Annotated in this window: 14 protein-coding genes; 6 read left to right on the top strand and 8 right to left on the bottom strand. The window is 63.0% G+C overall.

What is annotated here, in order from left to right; translation table 11 throughout:
• Positions 1–104 precede the first annotated feature (104 nt).
• Both EV286_RS21780 and EV286_RS21785 read right to left on the bottom strand, forming a co-directional pair.
• Positions 105–1,487, bottom strand: coding sequence for a sensor histidine kinase (locus EV286_RS21780; protein WP_132959256.1), 1,383 nt, complete (start codon positions 1,485–1,487; stop codon positions 105–107).
• The gene (locus tag EV286_RS21785; protein WP_132959257.1) at positions 1,484–2,161 is read right to left on the bottom strand and encodes a response regulator transcription factor; all 678 of its coding nucleotides are present in this window, start codon (positions 2,159–2,161) and stop codon (positions 1,484–1,486) included. The genes EV286_RS21780 and EV286_RS21785 overlap by 4 nt, the downstream gene beginning before the upstream one ends.
• 151 nt (positions 2,162–2,312) lie before the next feature.
• On the opposite strand from EV286_RS21785, the gene EV286_RS21790 reads away from it, so the two are divergent.
• Positions 2,313–3,494, top strand: a complete 1,182-nt coding sequence (locus tag EV286_RS21790) for an aminotransferase class V-fold PLP-dependent enzyme (RefSeq protein WP_132959258.1) — start codon at positions 2,313–2,315, stop codon at positions 3,492–3,494.
• A gap of 124 nt (positions 3,495–3,618) precedes the next feature.
• Complete coding sequence (locus tag EV286_RS21795; protein WP_132959259.1) at positions 3,619–4,686, top strand: ABC transporter substrate-binding protein; 1,068 nt, start codon at positions 3,619–3,621, stop codon at positions 4,684–4,686.
• A gap of 3 nt (positions 4,687–4,689) precedes the next feature.
• Here EV286_RS21795 and EV286_RS21800 read toward each other — a convergent pair whose 3' ends face one another.
• The 6 genes from EV286_RS21800 to EV286_RS21820 all read right to left on the bottom strand — a co-directional run bounded on the left by EV286_RS21800 (position 4,690) and on the right by EV286_RS21820 (position 10,724).
• Positions 4,690–5,589 carry a DMT family transporter gene (locus tag EV286_RS21800; protein ID WP_132959260.1) on the bottom strand — a complete coding sequence of 300 codons (900 nt, stop codon included), beginning with the start codon at positions 5,587–5,589 and terminating at the stop codon, positions 4,690–4,692.
• Positions 5,586–5,747 (bottom strand): hypothetical protein, encoded by a 162-nt coding sequence (locus EV286_RS32070; protein ID WP_165932908.1) that lies wholly within the window; start codon positions 5,745–5,747, stop codon positions 5,586–5,588. The genes EV286_RS21800 and EV286_RS32070 overlap by 4 nt, the downstream gene beginning before the upstream one ends.
• A 308-nt stretch (positions 5,748–6,055) precedes the next feature.
• Positions 6,056–7,168 (bottom strand): right-handed parallel beta-helix repeat-containing protein, encoded by a 1,113-nt coding sequence (locus EV286_RS21805; RefSeq protein ID WP_245500786.1) that lies wholly within the window; start codon positions 7,166–7,168, stop codon positions 6,056–6,058.
• A gap of 505 nt (positions 7,169–7,673) precedes the next feature.
• A complete protein-coding gene (locus EV286_RS21810) occupies positions 7,674–8,699 on the bottom strand; it encodes an AraC family transcriptional regulator (RefSeq protein ID WP_132959261.1) in 1,026 nt (341 codons plus the stop codon).
• 282 nt (positions 8,700–8,981) lie between these two features.
• Positions 8,982–9,827 (bottom strand): class I SAM-dependent methyltransferase, encoded by an 846-nt coding sequence (locus EV286_RS21815; RefSeq protein ID WP_132959262.1) that lies wholly within the window; start codon positions 9,825–9,827, stop codon positions 8,982–8,984.
• A gap of 213 nt (positions 9,828–10,040) precedes the next feature.
• Positions 10,041–10,724 carry a helix-turn-helix domain-containing protein gene (locus tag EV286_RS21820; protein WP_132959263.1) on the bottom strand — a complete coding sequence of 228 codons (684 nt, stop codon included), beginning with the start codon at positions 10,722–10,724 and terminating at the stop codon, positions 10,041–10,043.
• 312 nt (positions 10,725–11,036) lie between these two features.
• Here EV286_RS21820 and EV286_RS21825 point away from each other — a divergent pair, with 312 nt between their 5' ends.
• The 4 genes from EV286_RS21825 (at position 11,037) to EV286_RS32075 (ending at position 14,313) form a co-directional block, all read left to right on the top strand.
• Entirely contained in the window at positions 11,037–11,981 is a 945-nt protein-coding gene (locus EV286_RS21825) for a tripartite tricarboxylate transporter substrate binding protein (RefSeq protein WP_132959264.1), read from the top strand.
• Entirely contained in the window at positions 11,978–12,469 is a 492-nt protein-coding gene (locus tag EV286_RS21830; protein WP_132959265.1) for a tripartite tricarboxylate transporter TctB family protein, read from the top strand. Before EV286_RS21825 ends, EV286_RS21830 begins: the two co-directional genes overlap by 4 nt.
• Before the next feature lie 9 nt (positions 12,470–12,478).
• Positions 12,479–13,996, top strand: a complete 1,518-nt coding sequence (locus tag EV286_RS21835) for a tripartite tricarboxylate transporter permease (protein WP_132959266.1) — start codon at positions 12,479–12,481, stop codon at positions 13,994–13,996.
• Between the two features lie 149 nt (positions 13,997–14,145).
• Entirely contained in the window at positions 14,146–14,313 is a 168-nt protein-coding gene (locus EV286_RS32075; protein WP_165932909.1) for a hypothetical protein, read from the top strand.
• Positions 14,314–14,385 lie beyond the last annotated feature (72 nt).

A 14,385-nucleotide genomic window follows, 5' to 3' on the forward strand; every position in this document is an offset into this window, starting at 1 on the left:
CTTGTCCGGCGCCGCATCGTTGTGCGGCCATTGCTGTTCCCTGAAGCAGTGTGTGCAATGCAGCGAAATAAAGCAAGGCTGATGTGCCCGGCAAATCGGCAGCCTCAGGCCGGCCCGCGGAAGGTCACGGTTGCCTTCAGACCCTTGCCGAGAGTGCCCGGCCCGAGCGCAAGCGAGGCGTCGAAGAGCGCTGCGATCTCCTCGACGATCGGCAGGCCAAGGCCGGCGCCCGGTGCGCCGCCGTCGCTGCCGCGGGAAAAGCGCTGGCGCACGGCCGCGAGCTTCTTTTCAGGTATGCCGGGGCCATTGTCCTCGACTTCGAGACGCGTCGCTGCGGCATCGCCCGCAATGCGTACGGTGACTTCGGCGCCTCGTCCCGCATAGGCAAGGGCGTTGCCGATCAGATTGCGCAGCAGTTCACCGATCAGGAGCGGCTCGGCGCGGATATGGGCCGGCCCATCTCCTTCGAAGCCGAGGTCGATGCCTGCCTCTGCCGCCGCTGGAATATGCTCGCCGGTGATGTCCTGCGCCAGCGCAGTCAGATCGATCCTGTCGGTCGCGAGCGCCTCGTTCGAGACGGCGGCATCGATTTTTGCCATCAGCAGGAGTTGCGCCAGGATGCGCTCGGCGTGGGCAACGGCCTGGTCGCCCTTCAGTGCCGTTGCCTGGGCCTCGTCGAGCGTCGAGGCACGGGCCGAAAGGGCAAGCTGCGTGCGGATGATGGCAAGCGGCGTGCGCAGCTGGTGGCTGGCATTGCCGGTGAAATTTCGCAGGGCGTCGAGTGCGGACTCCAACCGGACCATGAAGGAATTGACCGTGTCGACGAGCGGCTGGACCTCGCTCGGCACCGATTGTTCGATCGGATGAAGATCGTCAGGGCTGCGCTCGGCGATGGCATCGCCAAGGCGATAGAGCGGCCGCAGCGAATAGGTGACTGCGATCCATACGATCAGCGCCGCCCCCGCAATCATGAAAACGAGGCGCAGGGCTGAGCGGAAGAGGATCGCCCTTGCAAGCTGTCGGCGGGCTATGGTCGTTTCGGCCACGGTGACGACGAAGGGCACCGAGCGGATGCCCGTGGAGGCCGACCGCTCCAGCGTCGCGACCCGTATAGGCTCTCCGCGGAAGAGACTATCGGCGAAGGACGCCGTCCCACCACTAACCTGGCCGATGACCGGCAGCGCCTGATAGCCTGTGATGAACTGGCCTGGCGGACCGTCGACGCGATAGAAGACCCGGTCCTGCGCCGCCGATGTCAGCATTTCCAGCGCGACGTAGGGAATGTCCACTTCCAGTGCGCCATCCTCGGCGACCACGACGCGTTCGGCGATTGCCAGCGCCGAGCCGGCGAGCACCCGATCGGAGACGATGTTGGCGGTCTGCACGGCTTCGCGATAGGTGTCGAAAAGCGCCAGCGTGCCGATGACGGCGGTCGAGACAAGCAGCCAGAAGAGCAGCCTGCGGCGAAGCGAATAGGCCGTGCTCATGAAGCCTCTGGCAGTTTGTCGAGATAGTAGCCGATGCCGCGCGCCGTCTTTACCGTGAGCCCGTGGGGAGAAAGCCGCTTGCGCAGGCGGCTGACATATTGCTCGATCGCATTGCTGGACAGGTCGTCGTCGAAGGCAGCAAGCGACTGGATGATTGCCTCTTTCGCGACCACCTTGCCGGCTCGCATGAAGAGGACTTCCAGCAGGCTGAGCTCGCGCGCGGGAATATCGAGCGGTGTCGTGCCGGCGGCGAAGGTGCGCGAGGTGAGGTCAAGCGAAACGGCGCCGAAGCTCACCGTCGCGGAATGAATGCCCGCCTGCCGCCGCAGCAGAACGCGCACGCGAGCCTCGAATTCCGAAATGTCGAACGGCTTGATCAGGTAGTCGTCAGCACCGAGATCGAGACCCTTGACGCGTTCCTCTGGCGTTCCGCGGGCTGTCAGGATGAGTACGGCGGCACGGCTGCCGCGCGAGCGCATTGCGCGCAGCACGTCGAGGCCGTCCATTTCCGGCAGGTTGAGATCGAGGATGACCAGATCGAAGGACTCCGCCCCGATGACCGCATTTGCGGACGCTCCGTCATGGACGACATCGACCGCATGGCCGGTGCCGCGCAGGATCGCGGATAGCCCATCGGCCAGGGCGATATTGTCTTCGACGAGCAGGATACGCACGGGTGTTTTCCTTGTTTTTGTCTTAGCTTACAGGGCGCTAGTGGCGATGTCATCAACGGCGTCGGCATCTTGCGAGGTCGGAGGCGCGGTTGACAAAATCACCGCCGGCGGGAAGAGGTGACGGCCACAGTCTTCGAAAAAAGGGTCGCCGATGCCCATCGATCTTGACCGCATCCGTTCGCAGACGCCCGGCGTCGCGCATCGCATCCACCTCAACAACGCCGGGGCGGGGCTGATGCCGCAGCCCGTGCTTGATGCCATGGTCGGCTACCTCCAGCGCGAGGCGACGATCGGCGGATACGAGACGGCCAACGAGGCGGGCGAGCGGCTCGCGCGCGTCTACGACAGCGTCGCCCGGCTGATCGGCGCAGAGCGCGAGGAGATCGCTCTCACCGAGAATGCGACGGTGGCGTGGCAGATGGCTTTCTACGCTCTCGAGTTCCGGCCAGGCGACCGCATCCTCACCGCAAGAGCCGAATACGCCGCCAACTACGTGGCGTTCCTGCAGGTTGCTCGAAGGACCGGCGCCGTCGTCGAGGTCATTCCCGACGATGAAGATGGTGTCTTGGACCCCGCAGCCCTCGAACGCATGATCGATGATCGGGTGAGGCTCATTGCCATCACATGGATTCCGACGAATGGCGGGCTGGTCAATCCGGCTGCGGCCGTGGGGCAGATTGCACGGCGCCACGCCATACCCTATCTGCTGGATGCCTGCCAGGCAGTGGGGCAGATGCCCGTCGATGTCGAGGCGCTCGGCTGCGACATGCTTTCGGCGACCGGCCGTAAATTCCTGCGAGGGCCGCGAGGCACCGGCTTCCTCTATGTCAGGAAAAACCTTCTCCAAGCGCTGGAGCCGCCGGTCATCGATCACTTCGGCGCGCCGTGGGTGGCGCCCGACCGATATGAACTGCGCGTGGACGCCCGCCGCTTCGAGACCTGGGAAAACAACTATGCGGCCCGCCTCGGGCTTGGCGTGGCAGTCGATTATGCACTTGCGATCGGCATGGAGGAGATCGAGGCGCGGTGCCGCAACCTTGCCGATCGGCTGCGTTATGCACTGGCGACGCTTCCCGGCATCACCGTCCATGACCTCGGGCCGAATCCTGCCGCCATCGTCACCTTCTCGATCGCCGGCGTCGATCCCGAGGCTGCAAAGGCCGGCCTGGCCGCGCTCGGCATCAATGTCAGCACCTCCAAGGGTTCCAGCACGCTGCTCGATGCGCTGGCGAGGCATCTGCCGACGGTCATCCGCGCCTCGCCGCACTACTACAACACCGATGAGGAGATAGACCGGATGATTGACGCGGTCGCAGGCCTTTCCGCCCGCTAGGTGGGATGGCGTTTACTTCTGTCTTTCGATCGTGGCCAGCAGTTGCTGGAAACGGGGATCAGACCGGACGCCATCCAGATCCGAATTGCTTGTGCGGCCCGGCGGCGTCATGCATTCTAGCGGCATGAGGAGACTGGCTTTCATTCTGCTCCTGTTTCTCTGTCCCGGCTTCGCCTGGGCGGACCAGGCGTTCTATGCTGCGCGTTCGGGCAATCCCGATGCGCCGGTTCTCGTCGTCTATTCTTCCCTGGACGAGCCGCTGGCACAGCCGATGATCCGTGGCTTCCAGGAGGCCAATCCGGATGTGGCCGTCAAATACGAGGACATGCTGACGGGCGAGATCTACGACCGGATCGTGCGGGAGACGGATGCCGGGCAGCGAACGGCGGATTTTGCCTTTTCCTCGGCGATGGACCTGCAGGTCAAGCTCTCGAACGATGGCTACGCGCAGCGCAGCGACCTTCCGATGAGCGCGCAATGGCCCAAGTGGGCGAATTGGCGAAATACCGCCTATGCCCTGACCTTCGAGCCCGCCGTTTTTGTCTATCACAAGCCGAGCTTCATCAACGAGCCGCCGCCGAGTTCGCGCGCCGAGTTCGTCGACTACCTCAGGCGTCAGGGAAACGCCGTGCATGGCCGCATCGGCACCTATGACATCGAGCGCTCGGGAGTCGGCTTCCTGTTCATGGCGCGCGACCAGGAGCAGTTCGGCGACATATGGTCGGTTATCGGTGCAATGGGTGCGGCGGGCGTCAAGCTCTATTCGACCAGTTCCGCCATCCTGGAGCGGGTCGCGGACGGGCGTTTCGTGCTCGGCTATAACATTCTAGGCTCCTATGCAGCGGATTGGGCGGCACGGCATCCGGATGTCGGCATCGTGCTGCCGAAGGATTATACCGTCGTCATGTCGCGTATCGGCCTTGTTCCGCAGGCTGCGGCCTCGCCGGAGCTGGGGCGGCGCTATCTGGAGTTCTTCATGTCCAAGGAGGGCCAGACGATCATGGCCCGCGAACTGCAGATTCCGGCCGTCAGTCCGGAGGTCGCCGGCGAAAATACGGCCAACACCATGCAGGAACTGCTCGGCGCGCAGCTTCGCCCCGTTCCGGTGAGCCCCGGCCTCATGGTTTATCTCGACCAGGTCAAGCGCGCCCGGCTGATCGAGCACTGGAACCAAGTGCTGCGGACGCAATGAGCCTCAAGTGTCCGGCGCCGGCGCGGTGCTGCCGACACTCGCTCGCCCCGGCTGCAGCGACACCATGAGAATAGCCACAAAGATCAGCGCCGCACCGGTAACGACCACCACGGGCGGGCGTTCGTGCAGCACGGCGTAGGCGCCGATTGCACCGAAGATGCTTTCGCCGGAGACCAGGATCGCGGCTCGCGATGCCGTCGTGTAGCGTTGCGCGATCGTCTGCAGGGTGAAAGCGGCGGCGGTAGCGAAGAGACCGAGGGCCACAAGTTCGGGCGCGGCGGCAGCGATTGACGGAAGGACCATTTCCTCCAGTGCCAGCGCCGGCGGGAATGCGACCAATGCCGCGAAGGCAAACTGCAGATATGCCGTCTGAAACGGCGACGGATAAAGCTGGGCGTGCCGGCCGAGCGCCACCATCCACAGCGCATAAAAGAGGGCGGATACCAAGCACAGGAGATCTCCCTTGTTCAGCTCGTCGAGGCCCTGAACCGCATTGGACATCAGAAGCACGCCGGCGAGCGTCAGGAACGCGGCGGCAAATCCCAGCCTGCCTGTTGCCTCGCGCAGAACGAGCCAGGCGACGATCGGCGTCATCACAGTCGCGGTGTTGACCAGGAAACTGGCGTTGGTGACCGAGGTGGAGAGGTAGGCCGCCTGCTGAAGCGTAATCGCTGCTGCAAAGCTTGCCACAACCGCGATGGTGCTGCGGTGCCAGCCGGAGTTCTGTGGAAGCTTGGTCTCAAGCGCCGCGAACGGCAGCATGGCAAGGGCGGCGATGGCGCAGCGCAGCCAGGTGGCGGTGAGCGGCCCCATGTGCTCCAGCACCGTTTTCTGGGCAATATTGCCGAAACCCCACAGGGCCGCGGCAAGAAGCAGCGCCAGGTGGGCGTTCGCTCGTGTCATGCGCGTGCCCGAAGGGCGGTGCCTATCGGGAGGCCACCCGAGGTGAGGATGTAACCCGGTGACATGGAGTGCGAGGCATGGCCGGTCGTAATTTCGAACAGGGGACCGACGGGGGAGGTCGGCGTGGATGGCTGATGGGCGAGGTTGTTCATACTCACGAATCCCCTCGATTGCTTCTTCCGACGGCCAGGGCAAACGCCACCGGGCCCCCTCCGTTAAGGACGGGGCTTGAAAGGTGCCCGGGCGCGGTTTCTGCGCCAATGGTGAAGCCTCCGGAAGAGGCGCTCGACTGGTCGGCGGGCGTCATTCCGGTATGCAGATCGATGTCAGAACGGGCGACGCGTTATCTTCGTATGCAATCGGGTATCGGCAAATCGAGCGCGTCGGTTGTGAAGAGTATATGCCGGTCCTTGGATCGTCTTCCTGATTTGCGCAGCCGGGCTTCCCATTTTGCGCAAAGGCCCGCTCAGGCTTGAGGCGGCGCGTCGTTTGGGCTCGAACTCTCGTCATCCTTCGCGGCGCAGGGTGAGAGTTCGGCATTGGGCCAGTCGTCGTAGAACATCGGACCGTCGAGGTTGAAAAGCTGCTGGCCCTGCCACGCGCCGACCTCGTGACCCAGTGCCGGTATGGCTTGCTTGCGCCCATCCGGCAGATTGATGTCGAACGCGATGGCCGGGACGGCGGCGGTGAGCTTCAAGCCTTCGGGTTTCCCGAGGATGGTGGAGCGGAATGGAACGGCGTCGCCGGTTGCGTCCGGACCTATCGGATAGCCTGCCCCCTGCAGCGCATCCGGGAAGTACTTGTGGTCGATCAGGTCGCCGTCGAAATGGATATCGAGTTCCCGCCACAATTTGGTGAAGTGCAGGTCCTCGATCGATTGTTCGTCTTGGCCCGCCGGCGGTTCGACCTGCCAGCCAGCTCCGAAGGGGGCCGAAGCCTGAGGCGTCGATTGAGCCTCGGCGCCGTAATAGCCGATCGCATTGTTCAGATGGTGAAATTGCGAAAAGCGATACCGCTTGCTGATGGGGCCCCTCAGCATCCAGGAATTGTTGAAAACATAGTGCGGGCCGACTGCCTCATGCTTCTTCGGAAACTTGAAAAGCTGGCCGAAGTTCCTGTCGTCCTTGTCCGGGCCTGGTCTATGGAGATTCCATCCGAGATTGCCGTAGACATAGAAAAAGCCCGATCTCTTCATTTCGAGGGAGTAGGGCATGTAGCAGTCGACGAACCTGTTGCGGCGTACCGTCCAGTTCCAGGCATAGTCTTCGGCTTCGATGGCATTGTCGCGGATGCGAACGAACCAGTTCTCTTCGATGACAATGTTGCGACAGAAGTCTTCGACGATGGAATCGGGGGCATCGTTGAAAAAATGAATGCCATTGAAGGCGTCGAGGATGATGTTGCGCCTCAGGATGACATAGCCGGCGATCGTCCATGCGCGGAAGAAGTCGCCATCGAAGGCGCGCGCGTCCTTCTCGATATCGACGCGACTTTCGGTATCTTCGAGATTGCCGTGAACGCTTCCCCAAAACGTCTTATGCCAGAGGCGGCAATCATCCGGATCAAGGTCGGCACGCACGCACCCGTTCTTGCGAATTGAGGCAAGGTCCTCCTCTCCATGGGACTTGAGATCCTGAATCCAGTCGCAGTCCTCGATCAACAGGTGGCGGGTGTAGGGGCCGACAGCGCCGATGGCGATGGTGCTGCCGCGGATGTGCAGCTTGCGTAGGGTGATGTGCTGGCACCTGTCGAGATAGATCGCGGTCGGCCAGCAGCCATCGAACCAAAGGTCTTCGATGACGACCCACTGGCAATTCCGCAGAATGAGCGCGGCGTTGTCGGCCAGGTAGTAAATGCCGGGAAACCGGCCGTTCGCCTCCTGGACGGCGGACAGCCGGTTCGCGGTTTCGCGGTAGTTTTCATAGGTCTGGGCTGGGCCGATACGTGCGCCTTCGCCGCGGATGACGATCGGCTCCTTCTGCGTGCCGCTGACGGACGCGACGACAATAGGTGTCCGGTATTAGCCGTGTTCCAGCGTCAGCCTTAGCCCCGGCATCAGGCTTCGGATGTCGGCATAGATCCGGTCAGGATTCGTGTGCAGGCAGGTCGGCATGGCCGCCTCGCTTGTTTCTGGAGGCGGTGCGGGACTGCAGCGGAGCAACCGTCTTACGGAATTCGCCGGGCGCCATCCCATAGGCTTCGCTGAAGCGCCGGTAGAAGGTCGAGAGATTGTTGAAGCCGCAGGAAATCGCAACGTCCAGCGTCGAGCGCTCCGGGCAGCCAAGCAGCATCTCCTTCGCCTTGGCAAGGCGGATCGTCGCGGTTCTGGCGGCCACTCCCTCGCCGGTTCCAGCAAATGCGAGATGCAGGGAGCGGATCGAGACCCCGAGATGGGCGGCTACCACCTCGGCGCTGAGGCGCGGATCATCAAAATGCGACGCGATGAATTGCTCTGCCGTAAGGCGCCGCGCTTCCACGAGCGAGACCTGTAGATCGTCATGCTCCTCCGGATTGAGGCCATGCGCCATCAACGCGGCATGCGCCAGGGTCTTCAGCGCGGCCTCGGCGGCGGTCGGGCTCGGATTGCGCAAGGCGACACATGCCCTGAAACAGGCGACCAACAGGCCATAGAGCTCGTCCTGCGGCTGGACAAGCACCGGCCGCATAAAGGACGCGTCGCCGATGAAGGGGGTGAAGTAGCTGCGGGGGATATAGGCGCAGGTGGTCAGCGCCGAATTGGTGAAGGTAACGGTCTGCGGCGCATCGAGATCGATCAGCAGGAAATCGCCGGGCTCGGTGTTTGGAAAGGGACTCTGATAATCGAAGGTCTGTTCGTAGCTTCCCCGGTGCAGCAGCGCGAGAAGGATGGTTCCAGCCGGGCGCCTGGATATTTCCGGTGAGGCCCGCCGCAACTGCACGGCGTTTGCATGGAGCCTGGTTATGAACGCGTCGCCCAGCATCCGACCGGAAAAGCGGGCACGAAAATCGCTGTGCTGGAGGCTTGCCCGCGAGAAGTGAATGAGCGGTAGCGGCGACCGCTCAACGATATCGTTCAGATATTGCGTGCGCTTCGATGGCGGAACGAACTCAGTATCAATGACATGAACCATGTGCTGCCCTCGGCATTCATGTGCATGTGAACTGAAAGTTGTGTCTGTCCATGAGGAAAAGCAGCAAGCGCGCCCTGCGCGCTCCGTCGCTACACCAAACGATTGCGCAACCGGAGCGGCAATGCAATAGCCGGAGGGACTATTTTTTAGAGTATCGTAATATATTACGGTGCGCCGGGAAGGCCTCGGGCTCCTGGGACTTCCCGGCGAAGGATTTCCGAGGTCACGGCCCTCCGAGCCGGAGGGCCATGACCTTGTTCCTGCGTCGAACGGCGTCTTTCGTCAGGACTTCGTCACAACGACTTCCAGGTAGTCGCCGGGAACCACCATCGTGCCATCCTTGGCGCGATTGAAGCGGTCGATGAGGGCGAGGAAGTCGCGTTCGAGTTCGGCCTGCTTCGGCTCGGGCAGGGCCGCAAACGCCTTGTGGACGGGTCCGTACCAGGTGCGGAACACTTCAAGCCAGTGCGCCGGCGAGCGATAGCGGAAGTTGAAGACACGCGGCCTGACGGCAATCGTGCCGCTCTTGCCGAACATCTCGTCCAGTCTCTGCTGTGTGCCCCAAAGCGCCGGAGACCTTGTGCCGGGCATCGGGGGAATGTGCTGGCCGATGACCTTGAACACCTGGCCGATGAAGCCTTCAGGCGTCCAGTTCGCCATGCCGATCTTGCCGCCGCGGCGGCAGACGCGCAGCATTTCGCTTGCAGCGGTGTCCTGGTCGGGCGTGAACATGACCCCGAATGTCGAGACGACCGCATCGAAGCTTCCGTCGGCAAAGGGCAGGGCCTCGGCGTCGGCAAGCTGGAAGTTGACCGCCAAACCGTCTGCAATCGCCCGCTGCCTGCCGCGTTCCAGAAGTTCGGACACATAGTCGGTCGAGGTCACGTCGGCCCAGCGCCGCGCAGCGGCAAGCGTCGCGTTGCCGTTGCCGGCTGCGACATCGAGTACCTTCTGGCCTCCGCGCATGTCGAGCGCTTCGCACAGGTTCTCGCCGACGATCTGCAGCCGCGCGCCTATCACCGAATAATCGCCGGATGCCCAGGCGATCTGCTGACGCGACTTGAGTGCGGTGAGGTCGGCCGTCGGGGACGCTGCGGCCTGCCGCGACGCGCCAAGAGTAGTCTGCATGATATCCTCCTCGTTGCCAGGCAGACGCGGCTTGATGCCCTGACGTTCGCATGGTTCGTACGATAGCTTGATGGGTTTCATCGGAGCGGCCGGCTGTCGTAGTCGCCCTTGGACCGCTCGTGTCAGGATGTTGCCTCTATCTCGCGACGGAGCCTAGTGTAGGAAATGTACCGGGCCGGTACAGATTATGGAGTGCTTCGGAGCTTTCGGCTTTCAGGCGGCCGCGTAGGAACTCCGAACCATCCAGTTCTCGATGCTGGAGGCGAGCGTTGTATCGCCGATCAGGGAAATCCTCTCATGTGCGAGCTCCGCCTCGAAGGTTGAGAATCCCATCCAGGCGGAGGTCATGGCCTTGAGATCAGCCGTGACGAATAGGTCGACGTCGTAGCCGGGATCGGTGAGGCAGAGATCGACCGGCGTGCCGGGCTTGGCAAGCAGCCAGTAGTTCCTCTCGTCCCGAGGCAACTCGGGATAGGTGAACTTGATGACGTTGCGCCGTCGCCCCGGAAGAGCATTCACGTCGATCTTCCGGCGCATGTTCCACATCAGGATGCGTGCGTCGAGCCTCTCCAGGGTCACGTCGGTATCGATGTTGCGGTGCGCCCATTTGCCGAGGGCGTGGACGATGGGCTCCAGTTCGTTGGCCATATTCGTCGTGCGGTAGGCAATCTCACCGGTCGCCGTGTTCTCGACGCGGATGATCAGGCCGTTCGCTTCCATTTCCCGCAGGCGCTTGACGAGCAATGTCGGCGACATGCCGGGCACGCCGCGGCGAATCTCGTTGAAGCGGGAGGAGCCGGACCACATTTCGCAAAGGATGAGCAGCGTCCAGCGAGGCTCGAGCATCTCGCACGCCTTGGAAACCGGACAAAACTGGTTGTATCCACCATTCGTCATCGGGTCGCCCTCCAGTGCGCCAATATTAGCAATGCGCGTCGATGCGTCCAGTGTAGATAATGTACCGGCCCCTGGCCGCAGGAACCAATTGCGGCGAAAAAATGGCCTTTCGATCTGGATATCCCACCGATGTCAGCTAAATGACAGCTTGTTGTGGTGACTTTGGCTACTTCCTCTCCGTGGAGGCGGAGAGTTGAAGCTTGGGAGGATCTCCGTTCGTCATTCGAGGGCCATTGCGTCCGTCGGCGGCTGTGCCTCCCGATTCCGAAGAACAACAGGCGGCCTGCTCAGCCGCCACACGGAGGACACATCGTGAAGCACACTTTCCTTGCAACCATTTTCGCGGCTGCCATCGCGCTGCCGGCCTATGCGGCTGACTATACGATCATCGCACCGGCCGCGCCCGGCGGTGGCTGGGACCAGACGGCGCGTTCGCTGCAGTCATCCCTTCAGCAGGAGGGCATTTCCAGCAGCGTTCAGGTCCAGAACGTTCCCGGCGCCGGCGGCACCATCGGCCTCGCCCAGTTCAGCAGCCAGAGCGCCGGCAATCCGAACGCGCTCATCGTCGGCGGCTACGTCATGGTCGGTGCGATCCTGACCAACAAGTCGCCGGTCACGCTCGCCAACGTCACGCCGATCGCCCGTCTCACCGGCGAATATGAAGCTGTCGTCGTGCCTGCCTCGTCCGATATCCAGACGATGGCAGACCTCGTCGCCAAGCTGAAAGCCGATCCGGGTGCGGTCTCCTGGGGCGGCGGCTCTGCAGGCGGCACGGACCATATCACCGCCGGCCTGATCGCCAAGGCTTCGGGTGTCGACCCGACCAAGATCAACTATGTCGCCTTCTCGGGCGGCGGCGAGGCGCTTGCTGCCATCCTCGGCGGCCAGGTCACGGCCGGCGTTTCGAGCTACAGCGAGTTCGAATCGCAGGTAAAGGCCGGCACGCTGCGTCTTCTCGCCGTTTCGAGCGACGAGCGGATCGAGGGTATCGACGCGCCGACGCTGAAGGAAGCGGGTACGGATGTCTCGATCCAGAACTGGCGCATGGTCGCTGCCGCACCGGGTCTTTCCGATGAGGAAGTCGCCGCGATCGCCGCCGATTTCGACAAGCTGCACCAGTCCGCCTCCTGGCAGGAAACGCTGAAGACCAAGGGCTGGGCAGACACCTACCTCTCCGGCGACGAGTTCAAGGCTCAGCTCGAGAAGGATGTCTCTGCGACCCAGGGCATCCTCAAAGAGATCGGGCTCGTTCAATGAGCGAGGGCGGAACCCCTTTCGCAACGAAGCGCCGTCCTGATTGGGCGGCGCTGGTCATTGCCGTCTTTCTGTTCGTGGTTGCCGTGGTCATCTTCTGGGATGCCTCGCACCTCCGCACGATTGCGCAATATGACCGCATCGGCCCGACGACGGTGCCGATGGTTGTGGCCGCCGGTCTTTTCGTCCTCGGCGTCTGGACTGTGTTCGAGGCCTGGAGGGGAGACTTTCCCGAGCGCGAACATCAGGAATTCGGACCCGTCCTGTGGGTGGTGGCCGGCCTTCTCGCGCAGATGGCACTCTTGCGTCTCGCGGGCTTCTCGATCGCAACCGGCGCTCTCTTCGCGCTGACGGCCTTCGGTTTTGGCAAACGCAAGCTTTGGATCTCGCTGCCGCTCGGCATCGTCCTGAGCTTCATCGTCTGGGCGATTTTCGCGCGGCTCCTGCAGCTGACGCTTCCGGCCGGGCCGCTTGAACACTTGTTCTTCTAGGACGCCAAGATGAGCACTTTCGAATTCCTGTTCCAGGGGCTCCTGGTCGCCATGCAGCCGATGAACCTGCTCTACGCACTCATCGGCGTGACTCTCGGAACGGCCGTGGGCGTGCTTCCGGGCATCGGTCCGGCGCTCACGGTGGCCCTGCTGCTGCCCGCCACCTACAAGCTCGACCCGGGTGGCTCCCTCATCATGTTTGCCGGCATCTACTACGGCGGCATGTATGGCGGCTCGACGACCTCCATCCTTCTCAACACACCGGGCGAGAGTTCCTCGATCGTCACCGCGCTCGAGGGCAACAAGATGGCCCGTGCCGGGCGAGGTGGCCCAGCGCTCGCCACCGCAGCGATCGGCTCCTTCGTGGCCGGGCTGATCGCGACGCTCGGGCTTGCCTTCATCGCGCCCTATATCGTCAAGCTCGCGCTCGTCTTCGGCCCGCGCGAATACTTCGCGCTGATGGTGCTCGCCTTCATCACCGTTTCCTCCGCATTCGGCGATTCGGCGTTGCGAGGTCTCACCTCGCTTTTCATCGGCTTTGCGCTCGCCATGATCGGCATCGACCAGCAGACCGGGCAGGCGCGCCTTTCCTTCGGCATCCCCGATCTTCTGGACGGCGTCGAAGTGACGACGCTTGCAGTCGCCATGTTTGCCATCGGCGAAACGCTTTATATCGCCGCGCAGGGCAGCCGCGCCCCGGACAAGGTCGAGGCGGTCAAGGGCTCGCTGTGGATGAACGCGCAGGATTGGGCTCGCTCCTGGAAGCCCTGGCTGCGCGGCACGCTGATCGGCTTTCCGATCGGCGCGATGCCGGCCGGCGGAGCGGAGATCGGGACCTTCCTTTCCTACGCGACGGAAAAGCGGCTCACCAAGTATCCGGATGAGTTCGGCAAGGGCGCGATCGAGGGCGTTGCGGGTCCGGAAGCGGCAAACAATGCTTCGGCGGCCGGCACGCTGGTGCCGCTCCTGACGCTCGGCCTGCCGACGACGGCGACCGCGGCAATCATGCTCGCCGGCTTCCAGCAGTACGGGCTGCAACCCGGTCCGCTGCTGTTTGCCACCAATCCGCAACTCGTCTGGGGTCTGATCGCCAGCCTGCTCATCGCCAATGCGATGCTGCTGGTATTGAACCTGCCGATGATCGGTCTCTGGGTACGCCTGCTGACGATCCCGCGGCCGTGGCTCTATGCCGGCATCCTGCTCTTTGCGACGCTCGGCACGATCGGTGCCAACCCGTCGGTCTTCGAGCTCGGCATGCTGCTCGTCTTCGGCATCCTCGGCTTCATCATGCGCATCTTCGGCTATCCGATCGCGCCAGTGGTCGTGGGGCTTATCCTCGGCCCGCTTGCCGAACAGCAGCTGCGCCGGGCGCTCGCGATCAGCCAGGGTGATATCACGACGCTGGTCATGTCGCCGATCGCGGCGGGACTTCTGCTCGTCGCCGCGGCGGCCTTCATCATTCCACTCGTCCTGCGTGCACGCGGGCGCGGGCAGGTGCTTTCGCAACTGGCGGCGAACGAAGACTGACAAGAGCCAGAAACGACTGAAGGGAGGCCGGGCCGCAACAATATGCCCGGCCTCTTCTTTTTGCATGGCTGAGCTGAATTCATGCGCATTGCGGATTTGATGCGGCGCACCATATTTAAGCTGTTCGTAAAAAGCCAAGTGAGAAGAAAATGTCCATCCGCAAGTCCATCCAGATTGGTCTCCTCGGTCGTGCGTTTGCCGTGATCGGTGCCGCCAATGCCGTCAGTGCAGCCGTCGAGGCGCATCGCCGCCCGCGCGCACGCGACCTGAACACGCTCGGGATCAACCCCGAAGCATTCGACCGCGTCGGCCAGTAAGCGCTAGCGCGCAAGGCAGACGCCCAAACGAAAGCAGCCCGCAACCTCTCGGTCGCGGGCTTTATTTTTTTC

Origin of the sequence: Rhizobium sp. BK251 (assembly GCF_004345245.1) — a bacterium.
Taxonomy (GTDB): domain Bacteria; phylum Pseudomonadota; class Alphaproteobacteria; order Rhizobiales; family Rhizobiaceae; genus Rhizobium.